Source organism: Candidatus Sysuiplasma jiujiangense (assembly GCA_019721075.1).
GTDB classification, from domain to species: domain Archaea; phylum Thermoplasmatota; class Thermoplasmata; order Sysuiplasmatales; family Sysuiplasmataceae; genus Sysuiplasma; species Sysuiplasma jiujiangense.
Window position 1 is genome coordinate 228524 of the sequence record JAHEAD010000001.1, and the last position, 25334, is coordinate 253857.

General features: G+C 47.3%; 30 protein-coding genes. 18 read left to right on the top strand and 12 right to left on the bottom strand.

Annotation, left to right across the window (positions count from 1 at the left end; all coding sequences use genetic code 11):
- Nucleotides 1-45: 45 nt before the first annotated feature.
- Genes moeB through sufC form a run of 4 tightly spaced genes read right to left on the bottom strand, consistent with a single transcriptional unit; the run spans nucleotide 46 to nucleotide 3545 of the window.
- Complete coding sequence (gene moeB / locus KIS29_01120; GenBank protein MBX8638924.1) at nucleotides 46-1467, bottom strand: molybdopterin-synthase adenylyltransferase MoeB; 1422 nt, start codon at nucleotides 1465-1467, stop codon at nucleotides 46-48.
- Complete coding sequence (locus KIS29_01125; GenBank protein ID MBX8638925.1) at nucleotides 1464-2396, bottom strand: cysteine synthase family protein; 933 nt, start codon at nucleotides 2394-2396, stop codon at nucleotides 1464-1466. The genes moeB and KIS29_01125 overlap by 4 nt, the downstream gene beginning before the upstream one ends.
- Nucleotides 2393-2776, bottom strand: coding sequence for an SUF system NifU family Fe-S cluster assembly protein (locus KIS29_01130; GenBank protein MBX8638926.1), 384 nt, complete (start codon nucleotides 2774-2776; stop codon nucleotides 2393-2395). The genes KIS29_01125 and KIS29_01130 overlap by 4 nt, the downstream gene beginning before the upstream one ends.
- 13 nt (nucleotides 2777-2789) lie before the next feature.
- A complete protein-coding gene (sufC, locus tag KIS29_01135) occupies nucleotides 2790-3545 on the bottom strand; it encodes a Fe-S cluster assembly ATPase SufC (protein ID MBX8638927.1) in 756 nt (251 codons plus the stop codon).
- 133 nt (nucleotides 3546-3678) lie between these two features.
- Here sufC and KIS29_01140 point away from each other — a divergent pair, with 133 nt between their 5' ends.
- The 7 genes from KIS29_01140 to KIS29_01170 all read left to right on the top strand — a co-directional run bounded on the left by KIS29_01140 (nucleotide 3679) and on the right by KIS29_01170 (nucleotide 8089).
- Complete coding sequence (locus KIS29_01140; GenBank protein MBX8638928.1) at nucleotides 3679-4311, top strand: HTH domain-containing protein; 633 nt, start codon at nucleotides 3679-3681, stop codon at nucleotides 4309-4311.
- 72 nt (nucleotides 4312-4383) lie between these two features.
- A complete protein-coding gene (locus tag KIS29_01145; GenBank protein ID MBX8638929.1) occupies nucleotides 4384-5388 on the top strand; it encodes a hypothetical protein in 1005 nt (334 codons plus the stop codon).
- Between the two features lie 20 nt (nucleotides 5389-5408).
- Nucleotides 5409-5690, top strand: coding sequence for a hypothetical protein (locus KIS29_01150; protein ID MBX8638930.1), 282 nt, complete (start codon nucleotides 5409-5411; stop codon nucleotides 5688-5690).
- 12 nt (nucleotides 5691-5702) lie between these two features.
- Nucleotides 5703-6254 carry an ArsR family transcriptional regulator gene (locus KIS29_01155; protein MBX8638931.1) on the top strand — a complete coding sequence of 184 codons (552 nt, stop codon included), beginning with the start codon at nucleotides 5703-5705 and terminating at the stop codon, nucleotides 6252-6254.
- 68 nt (nucleotides 6255-6322) lie between these two features.
- A complete protein-coding gene (locus KIS29_01160; protein ID MBX8638932.1) occupies nucleotides 6323-6799 on the top strand; it encodes a 6-carboxytetrahydropterin synthase in 477 nt (158 codons plus the stop codon).
- Nucleotides 6796-7464 carry a 7-cyano-7-deazaguanine synthase QueC gene (gene queC, locus KIS29_01165; GenBank protein MBX8638933.1) on the top strand — a complete coding sequence of 223 codons (669 nt, stop codon included), beginning with the start codon at nucleotides 6796-6798 and terminating at the stop codon, nucleotides 7462-7464. The genes KIS29_01160 and queC overlap by 4 nt, the downstream gene beginning before the upstream one ends.
- Nucleotides 7451-8089 carry a radical SAM protein gene (locus tag KIS29_01170; GenBank protein ID MBX8638934.1) on the top strand — a complete coding sequence of 213 codons (639 nt, stop codon included), beginning with the start codon at nucleotides 7451-7453 and terminating at the stop codon, nucleotides 8087-8089. Before queC ends, KIS29_01170 begins: the two co-directional genes overlap by 14 nt.
- 29 nt (nucleotides 8090-8118) lie before the next feature.
- Here the strand turns inward: KIS29_01170 and dph2 are convergent, their stop codons facing one another.
- From dph2 to KIS29_01185, 3 genes are all read right to left on the bottom strand, one after another.
- Nucleotides 8119-9141, bottom strand: a complete 1023-nt coding sequence (dph2, locus tag KIS29_01175; protein MBX8638935.1) for a diphthamide biosynthesis enzyme Dph2 — start codon at nucleotides 9139-9141, stop codon at nucleotides 8119-8121.
- A gap of 166 nt (nucleotides 9142-9307) precedes the next feature.
- Entirely contained in the window at nucleotides 9308-10303 is a 996-nt protein-coding gene (locus KIS29_01180; GenBank protein ID MBX8638936.1) for a methyltransferase domain-containing protein, read from the bottom strand.
- Nucleotides 10304-10353: 50 nt separating this feature from the next.
- On the bottom strand, nucleotides 10354-10575 hold the full coding sequence (locus KIS29_01185) for a hypothetical protein (GenBank protein MBX8638937.1): 222 nt from the start codon (nucleotides 10573-10575) through the stop codon (nucleotides 10354-10356).
- A 77-nt stretch (nucleotides 10576-10652) separates the two neighbouring features.
- Between KIS29_01185 and KIS29_01190 the strand changes: the two genes are divergently transcribed.
- The 11 genes from KIS29_01190 to KIS29_01240 all read left to right on the top strand — a co-directional run bounded on the left by KIS29_01190 (nucleotide 10653) and on the right by KIS29_01240 (nucleotide 20966).
- Nucleotides 10653-11468: a glycosyltransferase family 2 protein gene (locus KIS29_01190; GenBank protein MBX8638938.1), complete on the top strand. Its 816-nt coding sequence runs from the start codon at nucleotides 10653-10655 to the stop codon at nucleotides 11466-11468.
- A gap of 50 nt (nucleotides 11469-11518) precedes the next feature.
- Nucleotides 11519-12679 carry a methyltransferase domain-containing protein gene (locus KIS29_01195; GenBank protein MBX8638939.1) on the top strand — a complete coding sequence of 387 codons (1161 nt, stop codon included), beginning with the start codon at nucleotides 11519-11521 and terminating at the stop codon, nucleotides 12677-12679.
- 57 nt (nucleotides 12680-12736) lie between these two features.
- Nucleotides 12737-14002, top strand: a complete 1266-nt coding sequence (locus KIS29_01200) for a UDP-glucose/GDP-mannose dehydrogenase family protein (protein ID MBX8638940.1) — start codon at nucleotides 12737-12739, stop codon at nucleotides 14000-14002.
- Between the two features lie 4 nt (nucleotides 14003-14006).
- Entirely contained in the window at nucleotides 14007-14861 is an 855-nt protein-coding gene (gene galU / locus KIS29_01205; GenBank protein ID MBX8638941.1) for a UTP--glucose-1-phosphate uridylyltransferase GalU, read from the top strand.
- Entirely contained in the window at nucleotides 14849-15817 is a 969-nt protein-coding gene (locus KIS29_01210) for an SDR family oxidoreductase (protein MBX8638942.1), read from the top strand. The genes galU and KIS29_01210 overlap by 13 nt, the downstream gene beginning before the upstream one ends.
- Before the next feature lie 55 nt (nucleotides 15818-15872).
- Nucleotides 15873-17087, top strand: coding sequence for a DNA primase catalytic subunit PriS (gene priS, locus KIS29_01215; protein MBX8638943.1), 1215 nt, complete (start codon nucleotides 15873-15875; stop codon nucleotides 17085-17087).
- 78 nt (nucleotides 17088-17165) lie between these two features.
- A complete protein-coding gene (locus KIS29_01220; GenBank protein ID MBX8638944.1) occupies nucleotides 17166-17993 on the top strand; it encodes a hypothetical protein in 828 nt (275 codons plus the stop codon).
- An 87-nt stretch (nucleotides 17994-18080) separates the two neighbouring features.
- A complete protein-coding gene (locus KIS29_01225) occupies nucleotides 18081-18314 on the top strand; it encodes a 50S ribosomal protein L18a (GenBank protein MBX8638945.1) in 234 nt (77 codons plus the stop codon).
- Nucleotides 18311-18739: a prefoldin subunit alpha gene (gene pfdA, locus KIS29_01230; protein MBX8638946.1), complete on the top strand. Its 429-nt coding sequence runs from the start codon at nucleotides 18311-18313 to the stop codon at nucleotides 18737-18739. Before KIS29_01225 ends, pfdA begins: the two co-directional genes overlap by 4 nt.
- Before the next feature lie 4 nt (nucleotides 18740-18743).
- Nucleotides 18744-19670 (top strand): signal recognition particle-docking protein FtsY, encoded by a 927-nt coding sequence (gene ftsY / locus KIS29_01235; GenBank protein ID MBX8638947.1) that lies wholly within the window; start codon nucleotides 18744-18746, stop codon nucleotides 19668-19670.
- A 27-nt stretch (nucleotides 19671-19697) separates the two neighbouring features.
- Nucleotides 19698-20966, top strand: a complete 1269-nt coding sequence (locus KIS29_01240) for an FAD-binding oxidoreductase (protein ID MBX8638948.1) — start codon at nucleotides 19698-19700, stop codon at nucleotides 20964-20966.
- Nucleotides 20967-20972: 6 nt separating this feature from the next.
- Here the strand turns inward: KIS29_01240 and KIS29_01245 are convergent, their stop codons facing one another.
- The 5 genes from KIS29_01245 to KIS29_01265 form a co-directional block, all read right to left on the bottom strand.
- Nucleotides 20973-22151 carry a M20 family metallo-hydrolase gene (locus KIS29_01245; protein ID MBX8638949.1) on the bottom strand — a complete coding sequence of 393 codons (1179 nt, stop codon included), beginning with the start codon at nucleotides 22149-22151 and terminating at the stop codon, nucleotides 20973-20975.
- A gap of 163 nt (nucleotides 22152-22314) precedes the next feature.
- Nucleotides 22315-22806 carry a dCMP deaminase family protein gene (locus tag KIS29_01250; protein MBX8638950.1) on the bottom strand — a complete coding sequence of 164 codons (492 nt, stop codon included), beginning with the start codon at nucleotides 22804-22806 and terminating at the stop codon, nucleotides 22315-22317.
- 274 nt (nucleotides 22807-23080) lie between these two features.
- Nucleotides 23081-23647 carry a Zn-ribbon domain-containing OB-fold protein gene (locus tag KIS29_01255; protein ID MBX8638951.1) on the bottom strand — a complete coding sequence of 189 codons (567 nt, stop codon included), beginning with the start codon at nucleotides 23645-23647 and terminating at the stop codon, nucleotides 23081-23083.
- Between the two features lies 1 nt (nucleotide 23648).
- Complete coding sequence (locus tag KIS29_01260; protein ID MBX8638952.1) at nucleotides 23649-24902, bottom strand: thiolase family protein; 1254 nt, start codon at nucleotides 24900-24902, stop codon at nucleotides 23649-23651.
- Nucleotides 24899-25333 carry a MaoC family dehydratase N-terminal domain-containing protein gene (locus KIS29_01265; GenBank protein MBX8638953.1) on the bottom strand — a complete coding sequence of 145 codons (435 nt, stop codon included), beginning with the start codon at nucleotides 25331-25333 and terminating at the stop codon, nucleotides 24899-24901. Before KIS29_01265 ends, KIS29_01260 begins: the two co-directional genes overlap by 4 nt.
- Nucleotide 25334 lies beyond the last annotated feature (1 nt).

Genomic DNA, 25334 nt, shown 5'->3' on the forward strand with positions numbered 1-25334 from the left:
TCTCTTCTCCTCAGCATTCATCGTCACACAATTGAAACAGTGATCCTAATAACGCGGCATCGCAGGGTCCACCTTCTCCGCCCATGCGTTAATCCCTCCCTTCAAGTTCTTTACCTTTCGGAACCCTATATCCTTCATGAAGTTCAGTGCATATGCACTTCTCTGCCCCACCTTGCAGTACAGAACAATCTCATCGGCCGTGCTAAGCTCGCTGACCCTTGTGGGTATATCGTTGAGTGGAATCAGTCTAGACCCTTCGATGCGGCATATCTCCCATTCCTGCGGCTCCCTGACATCGACAAGCACAATATGCTCTCCTTCCCTCATCCTTCTGCTCAGCTCTTCGGGGGAAATACTGTCCTGCTCGTTCTGTTCGTCGTGCCTAATACCGCAGAATTGTTCATAATCGATGAGTTCTCTGATGGTCGGATTTTCGCCGCACACGGGGCAGCCTGGATTTTTTCTGAGCTTGAGCTCCTTGAAGCGCATCTTCATTGCGTCGAACAGGAGAAGCCGGCCAATGAGAGGTTCCCCTTCACCCAGTATGAGTTTTATTGCCTCCATGGCTTGGAGTGTCCCGATGGTCCCCGGAAGGACGCCGACAACTCCGCCTTCTGCGCATGACGGAACGAGACCCGGGGGCGGTGGACTTTCGTAAAGGCACCTGTAGCAAGGCCCCTGCTTTGCATCAAAAACAGATACCTGCCCCTCAAACCTGTAAATTGAACCGTATACATTTGGCTTTCCCAGCAGAACACATGCGTCATTTACGAGATAGCGGGTTGGAAAATTATCGGTTCCATCAATAACGATGTCGTATTTGCCTATTATGTCTATGGCATTCAGTGAATTAAGCTGAACCTCATGCTTCACAACTTTAATGCCTGGGTTTATTCCCTTGATCTTCTCTTCGGCAGAGTCAATCTTCTTTCTTCCGACGTCCTTCTGGGAATGAATAATCTGCCTCTGCAGATTGCTGAAATCAACCGTGTCGAAATCCACTATTCCCAGTGTTCCGACGCCGGCCGCAGCGAGATAAAGCAGCAGCGGGGAACCCAAGCCGCCAGCTCCTATAACAAGAACCTTAGCCCGTTTCAGTTTTAGCTGACCTTCGAGTCCTACTTCCGGCAGAAGCAGGTGTCTGCTGTATCGCTGTATATCTTCATATGTAAATTCGCTCGCCACGCTGCTCGAGCCGCCCGCGATCGAGGGGATTATTGAAACGATGTCTCCTTCCTTGACGGACGTCCTGCCTCTTTCCAGATAACGTATGTCCTCTTCATTGAGATACACGTTGACGAAATTCCGCATCTTTCCGTTTTCGTCAAAAATGTGATGCCTGAGCTGCGGGCTAGATCCTGCCAGCTTCTGCAGCACTTCATCAACATTTGACCCCTCGACCTCCACTGATTCGGAGTTTCCGACGTACTGCCTGAGCGGTGTTGGTATCATTACCCTGACTTTCATAAACTCGCCTCCCAGAATCTCTCGGCCAGATAGCGCTGACCGCTGTCGGGAAAGATTGTAACAATGCTGCTCGGCCCTTCCCTCTCGGACAGTTCCATGCATGCCTTAAGGACGGCTCCGGAACTGACACCAATCAGGAGTCCTTCCTTCCTTGCTGCCTCAATAACTGTTTTCTGCGCGTCTTCTGTTCTGACGAAAATATGCTCGTCTGCAAGTCTTTCATCATAAATACCCGGTTTAATCGACGAGTCCATTCTCTTCAGACCCTCTATTCCATGGAGAGGGCTGTCCGGTTCCACCGCTATTGTCTTTACACCAGGGATGCGCTCTTTGAGAATCCTGCTCGTTCCGGTAAAGGTGCCTCCGGTTCCCAAGCCAGCGACAAAATAATCGACATGCCCTCCTGTCTGCCTGATTATTTCCTGCCCTGTACCCCTGTAATGTGCAAGCCAGTTGTTCCTGTTGTTATACTGGTCTGCATAATAATAGAGTTCGGGATTTTCTGAATACATCTTTTTCGCAAGCCGCTGAGCCCCATCCGTTCCTTCCATTGGATCGCTGAGTATCACCTCGGATCCGTATGCTCTCAGCATTTCAAGTTTTTCCTTGCCGACATTTCCCGGGACTACAATGGCTGACCTGAATCCCCTGACAGCACATATCATCGAGTATGCGATGCCTGTATTGCCTGACGAAGCGTCAAGGAGAATCTTTTCCTCCGTCAGGCTGCCGCTCTTCACAGCGTCCTCAATGATAGCGCATGCTGCCCTGTCCTTCACGCTGCCTCCCGGATTGAACCATTCTGCCTTTGCAAAAACGCTTGTAGCGCTTGAACCTGAAAACATTCGTTCAAGCTTTATAAGGGGAGTATTTCCGATTCTGGAAAGAATGTTTTCGCCGTATTCCAGTCTGAGATCGTTGCATATCATTGCTGCGCACCTACCCGTGTGGCTATGGCTTCCTGCAGTGTCTTGAGAGACAGTGTCGCGCACTTCATTCTGACAGCGCTCAGCGGAATGTGAAGCATCTCCCTGACAAATTCAGGGGACATCCTACCGACATCCTCAAGGCTCATCCCCTTAACATGGTCCGTAAGCATTGATGCGGATGCCTGGCTTATCGCACACCCTCTGCCGTCGAATGCAATATCACTGATAGCACCGTTCTCCACCTTGACATAAATAGTGATATCGTCCCCGCAAACCGGATTATTGCCATGGCTGAACAAGTCCGGCTTTTCTATCTGCTTCTTGTTGTGGGGGCTCTTGTAATGTTCAATTATCTCTTCCTGGTAAATGTCAAATGCCATCTTTACACTCCGTTCAGTTGGTTATTTCCGGTTCTTTGAGCCAGTCATAACCCTTTTCCTCAAGTTCCTTTGCAAGTTCTTTCCCGCCGCTCTTGACGACGCGACCGTCAACAACCACATGCACGAAATCCGGCGTTATGTACTGAAGGAGGCGCTGGTAATGGGTAACGAGTATCAGACCGATGTCCGGTCCTGCCATTGAATTGATTGCCGATGCAACAATCCTGAGTGAATCGATGTCCAGCCCGCTGTCCGTCTCATCGAGTATGCCAAACTTTGGCTGTAGGATTGCCATCTGCAGAACCTCAGCCCTCTTTTTTTCTCCTCCGGAGAAACCCTCATTTAGCGACCTGCCGATGAAGTTTTCGTCAATGCCTAGCTGATTTACCTTCTCTTTGAGAAGTCTGAAGAATTTTGTCGGACTCAGCGGATTTGCAGGATGAGCACTGTTATAAGCTATCCTCAGAAAATTACCCAGGCGTACGCCGGGGACCTCTACTGGGTACTGAAAACCCAGAAAAAGTCCAGCCCTTGCCCTCTTGTCCGATGTCATCGCCAGGATGTCCTGCCCATCGAGCAAAATCTGACCGCCGGCAATCTGATACTTAGGGTGACCCATCAGGGCATAGCTCATCGTACTTTTGCCGGAGCCGTTAGGGCCCATTATTGCATGTATCTCTCCCTGCCTGACAGTAAGATTTATTCCCTTGAGTATCTGTTTTCCTTCTATGTTTACCTTCAGTTCCCTGATTTCGAGTTCCGATGTCATTCTTCATACCTCAGTTAAAGCGGGTGATACATTATTCGCATTATTCGATAAGACCCATCGTATTTAAACATATCTTAGTGTCTAAACTGCATAAATTTAATATATGAACAGAGTGGTATGATATCAGGTCAGTATGGACAATGATATATCCCTTCTTGGCGAATCAAAAACAAAGATTATCACTCTACTTGGTGCAGGTGAGCGGTCAGGGCAGGAGCTGGCAAGGCAGCTTAATATCAACACGACAGCTGTGAGGGAGCACATCGATGTCCTTGAGAGAATGGGGCTGGTTACCTCAAAGTTCGTCAATCTTGGTGTCGGCAGGCCCAGAAAAATATACAGCCTGACAACTTCCGGAATCGAACTGCTGCCCAAGCACTATGATATTCTCCTCAATCTTCTCATCAAGAAAATCCATGAGAAAGGAGGCGACATCCTTTTGAGCCAGCTTATATCGGACGTTGTCAGGGAGTTCAAAGACAGTGTTGAAAGTACTGATTTATTGACGACAGAAATGCGCATAAAGAGCGTTGTTTCATTTCTGAACAAACTTGGGTTCATGGCTACGGTAGAGAAGGACGGTGACAAGATCTTTGTCGTCAGGCACAACTGCATTTTCAATAAGACAGCGAAACTTTATTCCGGTGTGCTGTGCAACGAGTGTGACAGTTCCTTTGTCAAGGAACCGATAGGACCGGCAGAGGTTGAGCTGATTTCCTGTATCGGAAAGGGGGACACTTCCTGCAAGAATCTTATCAAATCGTAATTGGAAGTCCGGGAATAATTTCGAAATATGTAAAAGAAGAGTTTTATACCCATGATAGGCTTTTTTAGCCATATGGAAGGTCATCGCTTCCTCAAGATAGCTACCATAGCACTTGCAGCACTGCTACTCATGCCAGTCCTTGCCTCGTCACTTGCCCTTGGAGACAATGGGCAGAAAGACAGGGAGGTGTCGGTTGACACATCAAATGACGGATATTTTCAAATACTGTCGAAGGTCCAGGGGCAGCCAGGAAATGAGTTCGAGCTTCAGTTTGCGGGAAATACACTTCTGATGACATTCACAAACGAGTCCTCCCAGCAGAACATATCTCTTGAGTTTTCTATAAGCCTTCATAAGCTGGTATACACCGATTCCTCCGGCAGCAACACTACACTCATATCATTTGAGGACTCAGGATTCTCGATGATGGGCAATTCAATGCTTGGCCAGTATGCGCCGGTTAATGCCAGCGAAAAAGTTTTTGGCATACTCGCTTCAGGAAATGGCGCAATTTTCATGATGGTTGTTCAGGTGAACGGAAAGCCGGTGCAGGTAATCTCTCCTGTAACAAACAGTCCGTTTGAACTTTTCCCGAATGAGGTCAAGATCTCTTTTGTAATACTGACTACAAATCTCTCAAAGGTAATGTCGATATCACCGCTGCAGACACCTATCAGCCAGCCACAGGGCAACATTTCCATAGTGATGAGTGTGAGTTCGCCATACGCGACACCCTATCTTTCAACATCGCAGTCCGATATACAGCTGAATTTTGGCCAGGGCAACAGCACTGGCTATTTTGCATGGAACAACAGTGCGTTCACAACCAACAGCTTAGGCAATAACTGGAACAAAAGCAGAGTAAGCTACCAGTTTAACGGGGAGGAACTTACACTTACATATCCTGCCGCGTTGAAAATAGTTCATGACCCGGTGATTGCCATTTCCCCCCAGTCCCTTTCAGGTGCCATATCTACAGCAGTCAAAGCTGCCGGGAACATAATAATATACGGAATCGCGTTGACACTCGCTGTCGTCCTTGTGGCTTCATCCTCCCTTTACAGACGGAGACGCTAAGAGCGGCAGAATGTGTCTGAATGTCCATTCTGAGCCTCGTCACTTTGCAGAATTTCGTCGCAGCATGGGTTACAGCAATAGCGCTCGTCCTTTTTCTCATATCGGTGATTGCATACAGACGCAGCCGCAATTCAAGAATCGGGATTGTTTCTGCAGCCTTCTTCCTGTTCTTCATTGAGGGCATCGTTTTCACATATCAGCTGTTTGACCAGTATTTTGCTCTCTCTGCATTTTTCATCATCGTCGGTGTGATGGATATAGGCATACTGTTGCTCATTTTTGCAGCAACTCTGAAGAAGTAGGAGTGTTGCCTGATGGACGATGATGTCCTGGAACTGGAGACAAGGAGAAAAATCTACGACGAAGTCTGTCGTTTTCCAGGCCTCCATCTCAGAGAGCTTTCCCGGCAACTGAATGAGAGTGTTCCGCTGATAGAATATCACCTCAACTTTATGGAAAGATACGGAATTGTGACAGCAATAACAGATGGCCAGTACAGGCGTTATTATCCGCGGGATCCTATCGGCTCAGAGAAAAGGACAGACACTCTTTCATCCGACGAAAAGAGAATAATGGGACTCATGAGACAGAAAATACCGCTACAGATCGTTCTTTACCTGCTGAAAAACGGGAAAGGACAGCATAAAGACATGCTTCCCTTGATGAATGTTTCTGCGTCAACGCTTTCACATCACCTCAATAAACTCGCCAGAAGAGGCGTTGTGGAAAAGATAGCCTCTGGGGTGGAAAGAGGATACAGGATCAGGGACGAGAACAAAATCGTAAAACTGCTTATGAGCTATCAACCCCCTCCCGGAACAATAGTGGACAGTTTCATAGAGATCTGGGAAGAGCTGAAGCAGTAAACTTCGGATATCTTAAAATAATCTTTGGAAGTCTGATTAGTACCTTGATGCGGACGAAGGGCTTTTGAATGAAAATTTCAATAGATGGCTGGGAAACAGGAATCAAATTTGTGGCGGGCCACTTTCTGCCCACGATAGAGAAGTGCAGCAGGCTTCACGGTCATAACTATGCTATGGGCCTGATAATTGAGGGCGAACCGGACAGGAACGGCATAATACTCGATTTCATTGAGCTGAAGAAAGCTGCCCACCGGATTGTTGACAGTATCGACCATAAAATGGTTCTTCCATCAGACGGTACGTCGATGAAAATAACGAAGTTCGGTGAAGAGTATACCGTCAAATTTAACGGCAAGAGATACGTCATTCCGGCATCGGATGTGGTAATCCTGCCATTGATAAACGTAAGCGCAGAAGAACTCTCGAGATACTTTGCATTTGAACTCAAGAAGATCGGCGTCTTCGGAAAAAATATTTACTCGTTCACGGTGATCGTTTCGGAAGGAAGGGGACAGGAGGCATTGTGGGAGGAAAGGTTAAGGTGACTGATGCTGTTCTTCTCCTCTCAGGAGGGCTTGATTCGACGACGGTGGCTGCACTCCTCTCCTCGGAAAAATATTCAATCAGGGCCCTTACTCTAAATTACGGCCAGAGGCATTCAAAGGAGCTGGAATCGGCTAAGAGAGTTGCCAGATACTACAGCGTTGAAGAACACATCATTATTGATCTAGATCTTTCCCTTATAGGGGGAAGTGCGCTCACCGACAGCTCAACACCTTTGCCTGCTGCAGGTGCTGCCGGCATACCCTCCACCTATGTTCCTGCAAGAAATACTGTTTTCCTTTCCATTGCGCTTGGTCTGGCTGAAGCCAGAGGTTGCAGATTGATCTATACAGGAGTAAATGCGGTTGACTACAGCGGTTATCCGGATTGTCGCCCCGAGTTCATTGATGAGTTCAACAGGCTCTCTGCTGTGGCAACAAAGGTAGGTGTCGAAAAAAGAGCAATAAAAGTGATTGCTCCACTGATTAAAATGGAAAAATCCGATATTGTCAGGTTGGGCAAAGCGAAAGGAGCGCCATACGAGTTGACTTGGAGCTGTTACAAAGGGGGGAAAAGAGCCTGCGGCGTTTGCGATTCGTGCGTTTTGAGGCTGAAGGGATTCAGGGACGCCGGAATAGAGGACCCTGTCGAATATGAAAATAAATGAAATATTCAAGTCAGTGCAGGGCGAGGGATTGCTTATAGGAATTCCAACGCTCTTCATCAGGACTGCCGGATGCGACCTGCGCTGCGTATGGTGTGATACTCCTTACGCACTGCTGAAGAGCCAGGGAACAGAGTGGTCTGTTGAAGATATAATCAGCGAGGCTGATAGGCATGGCACTAGCGAAGTCTGCCTAACGGGAGGTGATCCGCTAATGCAGATGGAAGATTCATTGGAAGTGATATCGGCACTCATCGGAAAAGGTTACAGAGTTTTGCTGGAAACTAGCGGTGCCTACACCATAGAGCACATGCCTTTAACAGAGAAACTGATAATAAGCATGGACCTGAAACTGCCAGGTTCGGGCATGGTGGACAGAAACAGATATGAGAACATTTCGTTACTAAGGAAGTGGGACCAGCTCAAATTTATAATTGCCGACAGGAAAGATTACGATTATGCAAAGCGTCTGCTTTTGGAATACAGCATCCGCTGTGAGGTCATAGCGACACCCGTTGGCGGAAAGGATCTCAGGTGGCTTGTGGAGAGCGTACTTGAAGATGATTTAAAATTAAGGGTACTCCCACAGTTGCACAAATATATATGGGGTGATGAAAGAGGCAGATGAACCCGAACCCTCTGAAGGCAGATTCCTGATTACTGCTCTGACAGTATCTGATCGAATCTGAATTCAGAGAACTTCTTCAAACCGATCGCAATTTCCGCTTCAACAGGCGTTAGTATGGGTTTGGCATATCGTGAATAATCATCAATCGCGACCCTGGGGCACACTGTAGAGGCGAAGGCATCAAAATCATATGATCCAATCAATTCGGGTGTCACGACGTTTGTCTGAATCAGTGATGCTCTTCTTCCGGAATTCTCAATTTCCTTTAGAAGTCTTTCAGCAAGCTGTTTCCTCCTCTGACCTAACTTCGAGCTTACCAGTATTCCAAAAGACCTTGCGTTCATTGAACGTTCAACGGCAAGGAGGCGCTGTTTCATTATCGAGTCGCGAATCGATTCTATTGTCCTGACAGTTCCATCCATGGGATTAGCGCAGATAAGTGATTTGTCAGTAAGCATAACAAGTCCAATTGGATGAAAATCACCGTCACCGACATACAGAAAGGAATCCACGCTGTCTTCGATGCCAAGGGCTGAGGTGTAATCGCATCCAAGCAGTTGTGCGTATCCGCCCAGTCTGCTGTCACCGCGCGAATATACTGCACGTATGCCGGAACGGTTAATGTAAGCAATTATAGCATCAAGGTAATGCATGTGCTGGGCTGTGGTCACTACACCGACAATACCCTTCAGGTAAGAGAGAGCCTTCTCCACCACAGGAATCGGATCAATGCTGACAAAAATGTTTGCAAAGTACATCTTTGGTATTGCACCTATACTCGGCATTTCAGTGTGGCCCATTTGAATAACAAGATCAGAAATTCCAAACAGATGAACAGGTATGTCGCATGCACCGAAGCAGGGTTCCGAGTCGATTATCACACGGACGTTTGCCGCCGATTCGATTGTCGCGGCAATCTCTGATGCGAAAACCCTCAATCCTTCGGGGAGCTGGAGCGCGACAGTCTTTGCATTCCTCTTCCGTACGGCAGCGCAAATGCCATCATAATCGGCGAGGAGCTTCGATCCGTCGACAACAGGAACAAGCGACATATTGTTTTCAGGATTTCAATCAACGCTGACTGTAATTAAACATTTGCAGTGATCCCTCTCTAAATTTTTAAAGTCCGCCGTTCAGGCAGTAAACGAACCTGGGAAAGTGGCGCATAAAAAGACGATGCGAAAACAATATCTCACCGACAAGACAGAATTTTTGCTTTCAGGTAATGACATCTGTATCCGGAAAGTATCTCAGATCAGAAAATCCTTCGCGACCCTCGGTGTGAAATCTGCAGGTATTGCATTGTATATTCACTGTGTCATCCCATAGTTCAAGCGGATTATTACATCGGGGGCAGCAGAATATATCATCGAAATTCCGTATCAAATTACCCTTACCCTGCGCTTTCGAGGCGAGAATAAATCTTGTAGGCATCAAAGGCGCTCTTCGGAAACTGAGTGCAAGATTTAAGAAAAATTCCAAAGGAAGGAGTTCCGTCAGTCTGTAATCTTCCAGACCTGAGGACAAGCATGTCACCTCCGAGAGATTTGTTTCCGCCAGAAGCGCATTAACATAGTTACCACTGAAAGAGAAAGTCGGAATCTCCGCCGGCTCGAGTCGCGCAATATCCCTTCTTGAAAATGTAATCGGCTTCCAGGAATTTTTCAGCGCCGCCTTCTTTTCCTGAAACCTGATTACAAACTTAATGTCATCGGTCAGTGTAGCAATCGATGGTCTGGGACTGTATGAGAATATCAAGGATCCGCCAGGGATGAGTACGCGTGCCATCTCGCGCAGCGCCTTAACCGGGTTAGAAAGGAAATTGAACACGCGTATCATTATTACAGTGTCAAAAGAGTTATCTCTGAAAGGCAGAGAGTAGAGGTTGGAAGACAACAGTCTTGCTTTACGGAAGTCAGACAGTTTCCTGAGGTTCCTCAAAAATGCCGGATTAATGTCTGTTCCTACGTATTCAACGGAAGTCGAATAGATAATATCTGAGAGTCTCCCGTTACCTGTACCTACTTCCAGTCCACGTCTATTACCTGTTTTTCGGAGAAGAGCAGACAGTATGGCACGTTCAACAGCGGTGACTTTTTCGCGCCCCGTCCAGAGTTTTTGAAAATCTAAGTTTGTGAACCCACAAGTAAACTCCGGAAGGTCATTCCTTCCGGCAGATTCATTTCCCGTTTCCTTGAAGGTTAAAAATATCATCCTCCAACAGCATTAATCAAGCACTAAGTCGGTATTTCAATTATTGATGTTCAGGGTGAATATCTGTCATCATGCCGGATTGCAGCTTCAATCATATCTATTTCATATCCCAGGTTTTCTACTACCTTATCCCCCACAGGTCTGACCCTGAAAATGAAGCCATGTTTTGAAAGAATAAAAAGGTACGAACATCGTTTAGTATCCAGGCCGAGGCAAACACCCTTTCCAGAAAATAAATATTTCAACGGAAAATATTCGGAATATACCTTCATTTATGACAGCCTCCCACTGACAGTCTTCAGTCCATGATACATGAATCAATCATTACGTATTTGAAGCAGTCATAAGCATGAGAAAGCAGCATTCCCAGGTTAAGAAGATTCTGGCTATGACGGAAAAGGATATCGATAAAATTTCAGCCGTTGACGTGGTGATACGAACATTCAATTCAGATCGATTGCTCCAAAAGTGCATTTCATCCATCAGATCGCTTCTGCCCGTAAACAGATTGATAGTAGTGGACCACTACAGCACAGACAGAACTGTCCCTGTTGCCAGATCTTACGGTGCGGAAATATATTTTGAGGACAGGGGACTTGGATATGCAACTTCCCTGGGAGCATCTCTGGCAAACACTGAATACACACTGTTTATTGATAGCGATGTAATAGTTACAAATGCCGACTTTTACAGAGACGCGGTCAAATTTTTCAGTGATTACAGAACAGGGGCAGTTGTAGGAGTCGAAAGAAATCATCCGTTTCACTATGGACTCCCTCTGGGGCTTACACTATTTAAATCAGAATTCATCAAAAGTGTCGATATACCAGAGTATACTATGGGAAGGGAAACTTACTTCATACAGAAGGCAATTTCAAGAAGAAAGCTGAAAATTAAATATTTAAGCGATGCAATGGTACACGATTCAATATATCGAAGCTGGAACCGGTGGCCTGAATGGCAGGGTGCCCAGATCAGATTCTGTGCCGGCCTGAATCCCTGGCAGCTTGTAGATTCATTTTTTGTTGTCCTTCTTATGCACATGAACAGCAAAAAACCGAAGAATATCCTGTACACTCCCCTGTTCTATCTCAAGTTGCTGAGAGGTTTTCTCTTTCCATTCAAGTGGGGTTATCTGGACAGAAGAAAGATTAAGCTCTTTTAATAAACAAGTCAACCATTTTATCACTAGATCTACGCTTAGTCAGGGATAGTATGAAAAAACCAGGGATTATATTCGACGAAAATGAAACTATTCAGCTGTCGTCGGGAAACAGCTGGATCACGCTTTCATATTTTGAAGACGGAAAAAATCTCTATTTGATGTCAACAGGTCAGAATTCAAGATGGCCATCGGAAGTACTCAGAAAGGGCAGTGCTGTTTTCAGGCTGAAAGGCGAGATCCGTTCAGGAACAGCAGAGCTCATAGGTAATTCCCTTGAGAGAAAGAGAATCATGGACAGCTTTCGAATTAAATACGGCGATGAAAAATACAGTAGATGGTTTCAGACAACAGCAAGGGTGATTAAAATCACCAATGCGCAGAACAGGATACCGGAAAACGAACTATACTACAGATGGCTGGAATCTGAGTTCGATTCAGTCGCTTATGATTATGACAGGCACATTACCGGTAACAGCATAAACATGCTTTTGAGAGATCGTTCGCTTAAACTTATGAGGCATATTTTTTCTAACTCACACACGCTACTCGAAATAGGGTGCGGATCAGGAATGGAAACGCTGCCGATGCTCAGAGAGGGGCATGACGTTGTTGCACTGGACATTTCATCTGAAATGCTCAGGGTGGTTGAAAACAAATCTAAGTCTGCTGGCCTCAGTGGTCAACTCATTACAAGAAAGATGAAGGCATCGCAAATAGAAGAGCTGGCGGCTGAATTCGGAGAAGAGTTTTTCGACGGGGCATATTCCACATATGGTGCACTGAATTGTGAGCCTTCGCTTATTGAAATACCCCGGGCGCTCGGCCTGCTGTTGAAAAAAGAAAGCCGCTTCGTTGCCGGTATTTATAATAAATTTTGCCTGACCGAAATCCTTGGTTACGGCTTGACACTCAGGCTGGGCAGAATTACCGGCAGGGTAGAGAGCAGAGTCCTCGAAGGGAACTCGAGATTCTGCATAGACGTCTATCCGTACAGCGTCCTTGATTTCGAGACCATATTCAGTCCGTTTTTTAAAAAGGAAAGTGTTATTGGCGTTCCTGTAATACTTCCTCCGTCAGACCTGGACCGGTATGCCAGAAAATTCTCCAGCCATAGGGAAAAACTGTATAAAATTGACATGCTGCTCGGTAGAATTTGGCCATTCTACGCTCTGGGCGATCACTTCCTCATGACGCTGTCAAAGAAAAACTGACCTGAATGCTCTCTTCATGTTGCAACCATTATATTTGTCATTAAAGATGTGGTCAATATGAAGCTGTCAATTGTGGGCTCCGGATATGTAGGCATGGTTACCGGCGCATGCTTTTCGAGGATCGGCAACGATGTAATAATGGTGGACAGCGTTGAAAGTAAGGTCAAACTGGTTAACGCAGGGATCCCCACTGTTTATGAGAAGGATCTCGAAGAAATTGTTGCCGGCACAGTTAGAGAAGGCAGGTTGAAGGCAGTCAATAGTATTGACAAAGCCATAAATTCAAGCGATCTTTCTTTCATATGCGTCGGGACTCCGTCAACGAGCGACGGCAAACAAAATCTGGATTATATAAAGAAAGTGTCAGAAGAGATAGGAATGTCAATAAGGAGGAAGGCAGGATACCACACAGTCGTCGTAAAGAGCACGGTTGTCCCCGGCACAACTGAAGGGGTGGTGAAGAAAATCATCGAAAACATCAGCGGGAAAAAAGCTGGAATTGATTTCGGCCTCGGAATGAATCCCGAATTCCTGAAAGAGGGCGGCGCGGTTAATGATTTTATGAAACCGGACAGAGTGGTGATCGGAAGTTTTGATGAAACGACAAAAAAGGTGCTTGAGGATATCTACGCGCCTTTCACTGCACCAAAGATATTCACAGACTGCACGACGGCCGAGATGATAAAGTACGCGTCCAACATATTTCTGTCTGCAAGGGTTGCGCTTATTAACGAAATAGGCAATGTTTCCAAGGTTCTTGGCATAGATACGCGTGTTGTTGCGAGAACGATCGGGATGGACAGGCGGATAGGCCCGCTGTTCCTTAACGCAGGAGCTGGCTTTGGCGGCAGCTGCTTCAGGAAGGATGCTTCTGCCTTTTCTTCGCTTGCCGATGAACTGGGTGTGGACACGCCGATAGTAGATGCGGTACTCACACAAAACGAGAGGCAGCCTCTGAAACTTGTAGAGATGCTTGAGAAAAGAATGAAAATAGCAGGAAAGAGGGTTGCCGTCCTTGGTCTCTCATTCAAGCCAGATTCAGATGACGTCAGGGATGCGCCTTCAATCAGGGTTGTCGGCGAACTGCTCAAAAAGGGGGCCGAGGTTATTGCTTTCGATCCCAAAGCAATGGAAAATTTCAGAAAGCTCTTTCCTGGAATCACTTATGCCGCCTCCCCCGCAGAAGCCGCCGGTGGTTCTGATGCCATAATCATTGTCACTGAGTGGAAAGAATTCTCAGACCCGCTCATATATGGTGGAAAGCTTGTTGTGGACGGCAGAGGAGTAACGAAAACGAGTAACTATGAAGGGATATGCTGGTGATTTACTGAAAGCAGTCATACCGGCGGCAGGAATGGGAACACGTTTCCTTCCGCTGACAAAAGTTCAACCCAAGGAGATGCTCCCTGTCGTGGATAAGCCGGTTATACAATATGTGGTTGAGGAAGCGGTTAGAGCCGGAATAAAGGACATAATAATAGTCACCGGAAAGGAGAAAAGGGCAATAGAGGACCACTTTGATTCATCCCCCGAACTTGAAAGGCTGCTAACTGAACGCGGAAAGGGGGAATATCTTCAGAAGGTCAGAGAAATTTCGTCACTGGCCGAAATACATTATATCAGACAGAAACACCCGAAAGGTCTTGGAGATGCCGTATACTGTGCACGTCACCATGTAGGAAACGAAAGTTTTGCTGTTATGCTCGGGGATACGATAAACATATCAAGTGTTCCTGTTGTGAAACAGCTGATGGACATACACAAAGAGACGGCTTCTTCAGTAATAGCTATAGAAAAAGTAAGGAAGGAGAAGATAAAAGACTATGGTATAATAAAGGGAAAACAGATTGCAAAGGGATTGTTCGACATTGAAAAAATGGTAGAGAAGCCGTCTGTGGCAGAAGCTCCGTCAAACCTGGGAATTACGGGAACATACATTCTGACACCCGGTATTTTCGATGCTATTGAAAAGACCGAAGCTGATGGTAAGGGTGAAATACAACTTACGGACGCGCTCTCAGTTCTGAAACAGAGCGAAAAGATATATGGATATGTCTTTGAGGGGAAGAGATACGACATAGGAGACATGTATCTCTGGATGAAGGTCAATATTGAGCTCACGCTCAAAAGCTCAAAGTACGGAAGCAGGCTGAGAAGAGAAATGGGGGAATACAAACAGTGAAAATCCTCGTAACTGGCGGTGCAGGATTCATCGGTTCCGCACTGTGTGAAAGACTGCTCAGAAACGGAGATTCGGTTATCTGCGTAGACAATCTTTCCAGCGGCAGGAGGGTAAATATTTCACATCTTGAATCGGACGACCGAATGACATTTCTGAAGAGAGATATCACAGAACCGCTGGGCATAGATGGGAAAATAGACAGAATATATCATCTGGCATCTATGGCCTCCCCGATAGATTTTGAGACGCATGCACTTGAAATTGCATTGACAGGTTCGCTGGGAACAATAAATGTGCTGCAGCTCGCAAGAGAGAAGAAAGCAAGGTTTCTTCTGTCTTCGACATCGGAAGTCTATGGTCAGCCGGCAAGACATCCGCAATCCGAAGACTACTGGGGAAATGTAAATCCCGTGGGTGTCAGGGCTTGCTACGATGAGTCAAAGCGCTTTTCTGAAATGATGACTACAGTCTTCGGGAGGACTCACGACCTTGATGCCAGGATAGCCAGAATTTTCAACACATACGGACCCGGAATGAGACCCGGGGATGGGAGGGTGATACCAAATTTTGTAACCCAGGCGCTTTCAAACAGGCCGATGACGATTAACGGAGATGGCCAGCAGACACGATGCTTCTGCTATATCGACGACATGGTTGATGGCCTTATCAAACTCATGGAAACCGACGATATCAGGAATGCCGGCCCGGTAAATCTGGGAAGCGACAAGGAGATCACTGTTTTGCAGCTTGCAAACATGATCAGGGATATGACCTCATCTGACAGCAGGTTGGTTTTCAATGACATGCCTTCGGATGACCCGGTGAGGAGGAGGCCGGACATAAGGAAGGCGGCCCAGATACTTGGATGGAAACCTAAAACCACACTTGGCGCCGGTTTAAAGAAAGTAATCGAAAAATACCATGCCGCCAAAACAGCTGACCAGAATATGAGATGAGATTAAACGGCAACCATACAGGAATGTTTTTATTTCAACAGTGAGCATTAAACCTGTGCGCCAGCAGAAAGCAGATGTCGTCCCGAGGGAACTGTCATTTTCTAAGGAGGCATTCATCCGGTATTACACATCACATCCGGTTGAGCCTCCCCTGAAGACGTCCTCCAGAGAGTTCGGTTTCATGTTCTTTGACAGGAATTACGTTCAGAGACATGTAAGTCTCAGGAACGAGACAGAACTCAACAATTTTCTCAAAATTCGCGGTCCTTCCCATTCCTATTATTCTGCCGCATATTACGAGAAACCAGACGCGCAGACAATGGCGGAGAAGGGGTGGGGAGGCGCAGATCTCATTTTCGATCTTGATGCAGATCACGTCAGAGGGTCGGAGAAACTGCCATACGAGGAAATGCTGAAAGTTGTAAAGAGTGTGATGATTCATCTCTACGATGACTTCATAATTTCCGATCTGGGCTTCGACGAGAAGGAAACTGAAATTGTTTTTTCAGGAGGTCGCGGTTATCACATACATGTTTACAGTGAGTCCGTCATATCGCTGGGCAATCATGAGAGACGTGAAATTGTGGATTACATTACAGCAACAGGCCTGGATGCAGGCGCACTATTCCGGACACAGGTTGTAGGAGTGGATGAAGATCGAGGGGGGAAGAGAATAACAACAATGAAAATCCCTTCTGAAGATGACGGTGGCTGGTATGCAAAGGCATTTGGCGTAATGAACGAAGTGCTTTCGCAGATGGAAAACGAGGATAGTGCTGTCAGGCTTCTAACGGAATACGGCATTCCCGAAAAACAGGCCAGGAGAATGGCCGCCAATCTGGCGGATAAAGGGGGCAGGGAGAGGATCAGGGAAACGGGCCTCATAGACATATTCGGCAACTCATCCAGACAAGACGACAACAGAATTTTCACAGAAATGCTGACCAGAAGAACGGTCGACAAAAAGGGGGGCCAGACAGACGAACCTGTGACCAGTGACATCCATAGACTTATAAGACTTCCGGGAACACTTCATGGAAAAACCGCACTGAAGGTTGTTTCGTTGAAGAGAGATGAACTTGACAATTTCGATCCGCTGACCGATGCCGTTCCTGACTTTGGAGATGAGAGAGTGAAGATAACCACAGTGAATTCTTTCGCAACCCCTCCTTTTATGGGGCAGCCTATAAACATAAAGGAGGGAATAAACGAAATACCTGTCAATATTGCGTTATTCCTGATGCTGAGGAGACAGGCCAGACTCCCGTAGGAGTGTCTGCCGCAATGGAAGTTTTGCTGATAACCGGTCAGAAACTTATATAAAAAGACATTGAAAATAGCTGTAGGGATGAAGACAAAGGATCTTGAGAATGACCCCAGACTTGCAAGGATACTGAGAACAAGGGGTCTTCTATTTGGACTGGAGGGGGCCGTTGCGGCTGTAATGGCAGCGCTGGTCATGTTCTTGAACGGTTTTTCGCTCCGGCCTCCCTATTTTCCTATATCGAATGTAATACTCATTGCGATATTCATATTTCTGGTAATGTCTGCAGAGCGAATATTCTTTTTCAGGCTGTCAATGAGATACGGGAAGAGGAAGGGTGTGATGTTTCTCATTGCGAAACGCGCCTTCAGATCTTCAATGGCAATACTTGGCGTGTCGCTGCTGGCTGTTGTACTGCTATTTGCAATAAACTACATGCCGGTGTTCAATGTTCACGGCACTCTCTCTGGTCCTGTTGGAACAACGAATTTCGAGTCCGGAAACGACCTTGGCCTTTATACCGTAGGATATGTTACCATCTACAATCCTAGCGGTAACAATCTGACTTTTGTAATAGTCACACAGGGCGATTACATTGCGTCCGGTGCAACACCGCAGGCGGCAAATGAGTCGGTGCTGATATCGTCAAATCTTGCGGGCGGGAACGATTTTGTGCCCGCAGGAGGCTACACAACAGTGCAAGTGACGACCATTCCAAGTACAGGATATTATATTGTCGCGTTCTCCAGTTCCGGGAACGTACAGGCGCAGTATACTCTTGGAATGAGGGCGTCGCCGTCGATATTCTATTCTTTTGTTTTCGCGGCAGCAATCATTCCTTTCTCGGGTTATATGGGGATGATCGCAAGAAGAGAAATGTCCGTGCTCAGGGTGGAAACGATATTTAAATAGTGTTGTGGCAAAATCCGGTATCTTTGAGCCGTCCTTTGGGAAAAGCGTTTATTTAACCACTGATTAGGATTGCAGCAGGTGAATGTTATGAAAGCATTTCTGGTCTCGGGAAAATTCAAAATTTCGGAAAGAAATTGGCAGAATTTCAACATAGAGGTTGCATCAGGGGATGAGAGCGCCGCGAGGGAGAAAATAATGACGATTCTGGGGAGCAGACACAAAGTGCCCAGGAGGCTGATAGACATTCAAAAAGTGCAGGAGCTGGCCTCAGACAAGATTACCGACAACGTGGTGAAACATCAGGCGGGCGCAGGATCTTGAACGAGAATGAATTGCGGCAGGCCCTGACTGCTCTGGAAACATTGAGGGGGCAGGCCGAAAATCTTTCCGGGCAGCTCCAGCTTATACAGGACTCGGTCAATGAATTCTCGAGAGCCAGGGAAACGGCGAGCAATTATGGCCAGGCTGATGACGGGGCGGACCTCATGGTGCCTGTAGGAGGGGGAGTCTACCTTCCTGTAAAAGCTGTCAAAAGCGGAAGAGGAGTCCTTTCAACAGCGGTAGGCTATTCGTTCGAGGAACCGCTTTCCAGGATAGTAGAATCAATGGATATCAGAATCAAGGAACTCGTTGAGGCGTCGCAAAAGATATACGATCGCATGGCCGAACTTCAAAAGCAGATCAACGAACTTCAATCAATGATCGAGGAGGAGGCCGCCAGAGAGCAACAGCCTCGAACAGGATGATCTGATGTTTTCCGCCCTGAAGAAGAGGCTCGGGCTGCTGAAAGATGATTCGGCTAAGCCCGTATCCGAAACAGCCATTGGCGAGGAAGGTAAAAAAATCAGTGATGAAAAACTGGATGAAATATGCTGGGAGCTGGAACTGGGATTGCTTGAATCCGATGTCGCACAGGGCGTTGCGTCGGAAATAATCGCCGGAATGAAAAAAGAACTCCGTGGAAAAAGAATTGCAAGAGGACACGATCTTGCTAAAGCAATTGAAGCATCGCTTAAGGAAAACGTCAAAAAGATACTTTCTGAATACAGTGTGGACTTTGACAGTGTAGTCGCAGGAACCGAACGACCGACAAAAATCATGTTCGTAGGAATAAACGGCACAGGCAAAACCACCGCCGTTGCCAAGTTGGCAAACATGTTGAAGAAGAAGGGTTACACAGTGATTATCGCAGCGGGTGATACGTTTCGAGCGGGAGCAATTGAGCAGCTTAAGGTTCATGGAGAAGCGCTTGATGTCAGGATTGTTTCGCATGAACATGGCGGAGATGCTGCGGCTGTTGCATATGACGCCATAGAGCATGCTGGAGCCAGACATCGTGATTTTGTTCTCATAGACACCGCAGGAAGAATGCAGACCAACAACAATCTGATGGACGAAATGAAAAAGATAAAACGTGTAGCCGAACCGCACATAACAATTTTTGTGGGAGATGCTCTGGCCGGAAACGACATGATTGAGCAGGCAAAGAAATTCGATGAAGCTGTTGGTGTGGATATGGTGATTCTCACCAAGATAGACGCGGATGCGAAGGGAGGAAGTGCCTTGTCTGTCACCAGAGCAATCAGGAAACCGATAGTCTTTCTTGGAACCGGTCAGAAATACGAGGATCTAATGCCATTCAGGCCAGAGTGGATGGCAGAGAGGCTGGTTTCCTGAAATTTTTGAAGCACCGGTGATTCTGAAATGAGGTACGATGCAATTGTGGTGGGAGCCGGCGTAACAGGCCTTTCTACGGCATTCAGCCTTTCCGCCCTATCCAGGGGAATGAAAATATGTGTAGTGGAGGCAAGCAGCGGCATAGCGATGGGCAATACTTCAAGGAGCGCCTCAGGATTCAGGACTTCATTTACATCAGAAATCAACAGAATTCTTGCAAAATCTACAGCCAGGTACTTCCTTGACATAGCTGCAAAAGGAGATGACATTGGTCTCAGGCAGGTTGGCTACCTCTATCTCCTCGGAGAGGATAGAGCAGATCACTTTTTCAATATAGCGGACGACCTGAACAGAAACGGCTCTTCGCTGGTCGTGATGGACGGGAGAGAGATTTCAAAGAGAATACCGGAAATAGTTGTTGAGCCGAAGGGGGAGGACGCCTCCGTTATGAATTTGAAGAGAATAAGCGGCGGAATATTCGATCCTGTTGCGGGAATCATCGATCCTGTGAAAGTATGCGAACATTACTATGCCGGGTGTGTTAAGAACGGGGTCGAGTTCAAATTCAACACCAGGGTCAAGGGTTTCATTGCCGATGCCAGACCAAAACTCGGCATATCTGGTGAACCGTTCGGATGGCAAAATGCAGAGGTCACCGGCGTATCGACGGAGGGCGGCGATCTGACCGGCAGAGTTATTGTGGCTGCCGGCACCTGGACGCCTGATCTCGTCAATGAGATAGGAGTGGATGCAAGGGCAAGACCGAAAACAAGACAGATATTTGTTTTGAGAGGGCAACAGTTGTCCTCCCTCTACAGGAATCCCGGGTTCACCGGGGCCGGCATCCTCCCATTCACATTCCTTCCAGGGGGGGCCTATCTGAGACCTGAGCTGAACGATGTCTCCTTTGATATTGGATTTGCGGACGACTTCGGCCGCCCTTATAGATTTGAGGAATATCCTACGCCTGATGACAATTTTTACGAAATGCATATCAGACCTGTGCTTAAGGAATATCTCCCGGTATTCGAAAACCTGCGACCGGCGGGAAGTTGGGCCGGTCAGTACATAATCAACACATTCGACAGCAACCCGGTCATATTCAATGAATACAATATGTTGACTGTTACCGGAATGAGCGGCAGCGGCATACTGAAGAGTTTTGCAATCGGAAGAATTGCAGCTTCCCTTTTCCTTGGCCAGGAGGAGGCAGATCTCGGGAATGGATTGAAGGCGAAAACCAGCATTCTGGATTTCAGAAACAGAACTGTACAGGCTGAAGAGCTTGTTTTTTGAACAATGCTACTGATGCCAGAGGGTGAAGAGCGATGCCATAACTTTTGCATCCTCCACCATATTCCTTATCAGCGAATACTCGTTTGGCTGGTGCGCCATGCCGCATTCGGTGCTCCAGACCGCTGCATTGAAGCCTCTGATTCTGACTATGTTTGCGCATGTCCCTCCGCCAATACCCACGAATCTTGGGTCGACCTTTCTCAACTCCTTGACAGCCTGATATATTTTTCTGAATACTCCCTCCTCAGTGGATGAGGGCTTAGCCGCTGTGCTCTTCTTGAAAACATCAATGGTTATCTGTGCACCTGTTTGTTCGCTGAAGATCGACGCAATCTTCTTCATATCGGCCAGGACTGCGGAAACACTGTACGACGGAAGAATCCTGCAGTCAAAATAAAATTCGTCGGTGCCAGGTATTGTATTGACGTTCTCAACATTTGACAGACGTTTTGTTGGTTCGAAAGTGGAGTAAGGCAACGGTTTGAATAGTTCATCTTTGGCACCGTATTTAGAATACATGTAGTCCGTGGTGAAGGCAAGAAATCGGGAGGCGACAAGGTTTGCATTGATACCCGCAGTCGGTACACTGGCGTGGGTTTGCCTTCCGGTTGTCCTGACCCTGGCCCAAAGAGAACTCTTTTCCGCTATCTCGATTTCGTCGCCCTTCTCGCTCCCGGCGTCAGGCACGAGAAATTCATCGCCCTTGCGGAAAGCATTTTTTCTTGCCATGTACTCTATGCCCTTCCTGCTTCCGAGTTCTTCATCACTCACAAATGCAATTTTTACTGAAGGCGAAATACCGGATTCAACAACCGCCTTTGCCGCGTACAGCGAAGCTATGAGAGACTGCCCATTGTCCTCCGATCCCCTGCCGTACAGTTTTCCGTTCCGGACAGCCGCGTCAAACGGGTCGTGCTTCCAGAGTTTTATGTCGCCTGCCGGAACGGTATCCATGTGCGAAATGACCCAGAGGCAGTTTTTACCGCCTTCCCCCAGACTTGCAACAATATTCGGCCTAACTCCATGCTTTGCAGTCCGATCGCTGGCATCGAATCTTGTGATATTGTTCATTCCATTCTCCTTCAACAAAGACACAAGAAATTCGCCTCTGTCATATTCCCCTTCTCCGCCTGATTCAGGGCTTATTGCCGGTATGCTGATCATCTGCTTGAGGGACTGGATCATTTCATTCTCCAGTGAAGACACAAAATGCATTAATTTGCCGTCGCCAATCATCCTGATCGGCAATGAATGGATGTCGATTTAATAAAGTCTTTTGCCGTGCAGATCAAAATTTACCGCAGGGAAAGGAAGGAACTGATTTTTCCTGATTCCTGATCTTACAGCATCAGGTTATACGTGGCGGCTTTTCAACAGGAACGTTGTCCACACGGACTCCAAGTTCACGCATGAGTTCTAGGCCCATGTGTTCGGGATAGTCTTCGCTGTAGACGACGCGTCGCATCCCGGCATTGACAATCATCTTCGCGCAGGTATTGCAGGGCAATATTGTGGAATATATTGTCGCGCCGACTGCACCGGGGCCTGCCTGAATTATTGCATTCTGCTCCGCATGAACGGCTGTGCATATCTCCATTTTGGTGCCTGACGGTATCTGAAGAATATCTCTGATGCATCCAATCTCATCGCAATGCTTCATATGCCTTGGATTACCGTTGTATCCACTGCTCACTATATGATTGAGGTCGTCAACAATTATCGCTCCAATCTGCCGCCCGTTTCTGATGCAGGTACTCCTCTCAGAAATGACGTATGCAAGTTTCATGTAATAGACGTCCCTGGGTGTTCTTCCGCTTTTCGGGTTTCGTGTACCTGACATGCCGATACCAGTCTGACAGATAATCCGTCAGATTAAAAAGATGCGTCCCGGTAAGCCGGACGCCTCCATACAAATTGCCCGGAAACCTGTAAGGTTGCCGTCTGGGCAGCGTGGGACATCGGGATTCGGGCGGCGGGACGCGCATGTCTGAGTTGTATTTGATGCCCTGTTACCGGCATGCTGTTCAAAGAAACAATTCTCTTTTCAGGGAAGTGTTGTCCTGAATGACCGTAGTTACCCATTGCACCTGGCACTGTTAATTTTTATCAGACAGTTACCGCTCCTCGATTTCATACCAGAAATCAGAAACCGTCCCTCTCCTCGCTTCTTTATCCTTATATCTCGCTTTCACTGCTGTGCCTGATTCCACATGTTCCCGACCCTTGAGATCAATCCGCTGCAGAATGGCCGTGTCTGCATCCACTGGCTTTACGTATGCCACTGCATACGGTACTTTGTCAAAGAATTCGGATGTTGCGTACCACGAGGTCGTACCGGAAAGCACCGTGCCTCTGTCACTAACTCTTATCCACTCGGTATCGGAATAGCATTCTGAACATTTGATCCTCGGAGGAAAATGGACAATACCACATCCGCGGCATTTTGTGCCGTACAGCATTGCATTGTCCATGAGTTCCCTGAAAAATTTAGACTGCATGCCGTAGCTGTACTTGTAAAACATCACCATCTTATCCGGAATTTCGAAGTATTCTTCACGCTCAAGAACTGAACTGTTTCTTTCCAGCTTTCCGGCAATGATGCTGTCAATGACGCTTTCAAGCGGTTCCGATTTTAGCTCCTTCCTGGCGGTCTCCTTCGCCTTCTCGGTTGATGTTTTCATTTCACCCTCCTCCGAGAATCGCGACGGAACAGTAGGACGACCCGGGTCCTCCAATGGAGTGGGCAAGACCGATGCCATTCCTGGTCTCCACCTGCCTCTTCTGCGCGCGGTGCCTGATCTGGCAGACTATTTCGCCAATCTGCATTACTCCCGTCGCCCCAACAGCATGACCAGCGCCTAAAAGACCGCCGGAAGGCGATACCGGGATTGCACCGTCTGAAAGAGGCACGCCATCCTCTATGAATTTTCCACCCTTTCCCCTTTCCGCAAAGCCCATTGCCTCGTATCCCTGTATTTCTGTGAAACTGAAGGCATCATGCAACTCAGCTACATCTATTTCCTTCTTCGGATTCACGATGCCGGCCATTTTATAAGCCTGGCGGGCGGCCTCGTAATGGTTCCGCAGATCGGCAATATCCCCATATCTTCCCATTCTGTCCCTTATAGATCTTGAGCCTGTAAATGCCTTGTCATTGGATGATCCTATTCCCATGACCCAAACAGGATCTCTTGCATTCGTCTCAACGACCTTCCGCTCGCTCATCAGTACAAGCGCATACGCACCTTCAGTGTAGAGGGAACAGTCCAGCATCTTGAAGGGATAGGATATCATCCTGGAAGACATCACGTCGGAGACAGTTATCTTCATTGGGCTCTGCGCAAACGGGTTGTTCATAGCGTTGCCGTGATTCTTCACGCTCACAAGCGCAGCCTGCTCCTCTGTTGTTCCGTATTTCCTCATATGCGCAGCAGCAAGTATCGCATATGAGGATGCAGCAGACGTTCCCAGGGGAAATTCCCATGTCATATCTGCACTGTAAGCGATCGATTTTATCACTTCCGGTGTCGCCTTGCCCTGCGCCCAGTCATAACAATCCTGTGCCTTCTCAACACCGATCAGAAGCGTGGTGTCGGCAAGTCCGGACGCTATTTCCGCGTATGCCGATCTGAAGGCATAACCTCCGGTTGCCCCTCCGGTTGTTACCCTCAGGCCCGGTTTCCCGTACATTCCAATATAGTCGTGCACGTAGGTGTCTGGCATTATCTGCCTTTCGAAAAGGTCGTTGTATATTCCATAGACGACAGAATCTATATCTTCGATACCCGTATCCGAGTCCTTCATAGCGTTGGTAGCAGCCTCGAATGCGAGTTCATAGTACGTCATTCCGGGAGATCTAGCTTCGAATTTTGTCTGACCTGCGCCGACTACCGCAACCCTCCTTTTTTCAGCCTTCAGCTCCTTGTAAATGCTCACTTTATTCCCCCGTTACCATTCGTAGATCGCTCAAGGTGGAGCGTCCCGAATTCCATCACAGTTTCATTCCTCTGATTTAAAGTTCTGGCCTCGGTAGTGACAGAAACCGTCCCGGGCAGCGACTCCTTTCTGACGCTGCTGTAAACAACAGTCAGAGTGTCCCCAATTCTCACCGGTTTGACGAACCTGACATACTCTATCGACTTCAGTGCCATGAAAACATCGACATTAATAACCCCAGATCTGATCATCAGCCCAAGCGAGACCGACAGTGTCAGATATCCATGTGCCACCCTCTCCCTGAAGATACTTCTTTCCGCGGCCTCTTTGTCTGTGTGGAGATAAGTCCAGTCTCCGGTAAAATAGGAAAACACAACAATATCCGTTTCGGTAATTGTCCTCCCTTCAGTTCTGACTTCCGTGGCAATCAGA

Excerpts from the sequence above, each read along its gene's own strand:
- moeB (MBX8638924.1), bottom strand. The coding sequence starts at position 1,467 with ATGAAAGTCAGGGTAATGATACCAACACCGCTCAGGCAGTACGTCGGA.
- KIS29_01125 (MBX8638925.1), bottom strand. The coding sequence starts at position 2,396 with ATGATATGCAACGATCTCAGACTGGAATACGGCGAAAACATTCTTTCC.
- KIS29_01130 (MBX8638926.1), bottom strand. The coding sequence starts at position 2,776 with ATGGCATTTGACATTTACCAGGAAGAGATAATTGAACATTACAAGAGC.
- sufC (MBX8638927.1), bottom strand. The coding sequence starts at position 3,545 with ATGACATCGGAACTCGAAATCAGGGAACTGAAGGTAAACATAGAAGGA.
- KIS29_01140 (MBX8638928.1), top strand. The coding sequence starts at position 3,679 with ATGGACAATGATATATCCCTTCTTGGCGAATCAAAAACAAAGATTATC.
- KIS29_01145 (MBX8638929.1), top strand. The coding sequence starts at position 4,384 with ATGGAAGGTCATCGCTTCCTCAAGATAGCTACCATAGCACTTGCAGCA.
- KIS29_01150 (MBX8638930.1), top strand. The coding sequence starts at position 5,409 with ATGTCCATTCTGAGCCTCGTCACTTTGCAGAATTTCGTCGCAGCATGG.
- KIS29_01155 (MBX8638931.1), top strand. The coding sequence starts at position 5,703 with ATGGACGATGATGTCCTGGAACTGGAGACAAGGAGAAAAATCTACGAC.
- KIS29_01160 (MBX8638932.1), top strand. The coding sequence starts at position 6,323 with ATGAAAATTTCAATAGATGGCTGGGAAACAGGAATCAAATTTGTGGCG.
- KIS29_01170 (MBX8638934.1), top strand. The coding sequence starts at position 7,451 with ATGAAAATAAATGAAATATTCAAGTCAGTGCAGGGCGAGGGATTGCTT.
- dph2 (MBX8638935.1), bottom strand. The coding sequence starts at position 9,141 with ATGTCGCTTGTTCCTGTTGTCGACGGATCGAAGCTCCTCGCCGATTAT.
- KIS29_01180 (MBX8638936.1), bottom strand. The coding sequence starts at position 10,303 with ATGATATTTTTAACCTTCAAGGAAACGGGAAATGAATCTGCCGGAAGG.
- KIS29_01185 (MBX8638937.1), bottom strand. The coding sequence starts at position 10,575 with ATGAAGGTATATTCCGAATATTTTCCGTTGAAATATTTATTTTCTGGA.
- KIS29_01190 (MBX8638938.1), top strand. The coding sequence starts at position 10,653 with ATGAGAAAGCAGCATTCCCAGGTTAAGAAGATTCTGGCTATGACGGAA.
- KIS29_01195 (MBX8638939.1), top strand. The coding sequence starts at position 11,519 with ATGAAAAAACCAGGGATTATATTCGACGAAAATGAAACTATTCAGCTG.
- KIS29_01200 (MBX8638940.1), top strand. The coding sequence starts at position 12,737 with ATGAAGCTGTCAATTGTGGGCTCCGGATATGTAGGCATGGTTACCGGC.
- KIS29_01220 (MBX8638944.1), top strand. The coding sequence starts at position 17,166 with ATGAAGACAAAGGATCTTGAGAATGACCCCAGACTTGCAAGGATACTG.
- KIS29_01225 (MBX8638945.1), top strand. The coding sequence starts at position 18,081 with ATGAAAGCATTTCTGGTCTCGGGAAAATTCAAAATTTCGGAAAGAAAT.
- ftsY (MBX8638947.1), top strand. The coding sequence starts at position 18,744 with ATGTTTTCCGCCCTGAAGAAGAGGCTCGGGCTGCTGAAAGATGATTCG.
- KIS29_01240 (MBX8638948.1), top strand. The coding sequence starts at position 19,698 with ATGAGGTACGATGCAATTGTGGTGGGAGCCGGCGTAACAGGCCTTTCT.
- KIS29_01245 (MBX8638949.1), bottom strand. The coding sequence starts at position 22,151 with ATGATCCAGTCCCTCAAGCAGATGATCAGCATACCGGCAATAAGCCCT.
- KIS29_01250 (MBX8638950.1), bottom strand. The coding sequence starts at position 22,806 with ATGTCAGGTACACGAAACCCGAAAAGCGGAAGAACACCCAGGGACGTC.
- KIS29_01255 (MBX8638951.1), bottom strand. The coding sequence starts at position 23,647 with ATGAAAACATCAACCGAGAAGGCGAAGGAGACCGCCAGGAAGGAGCTA.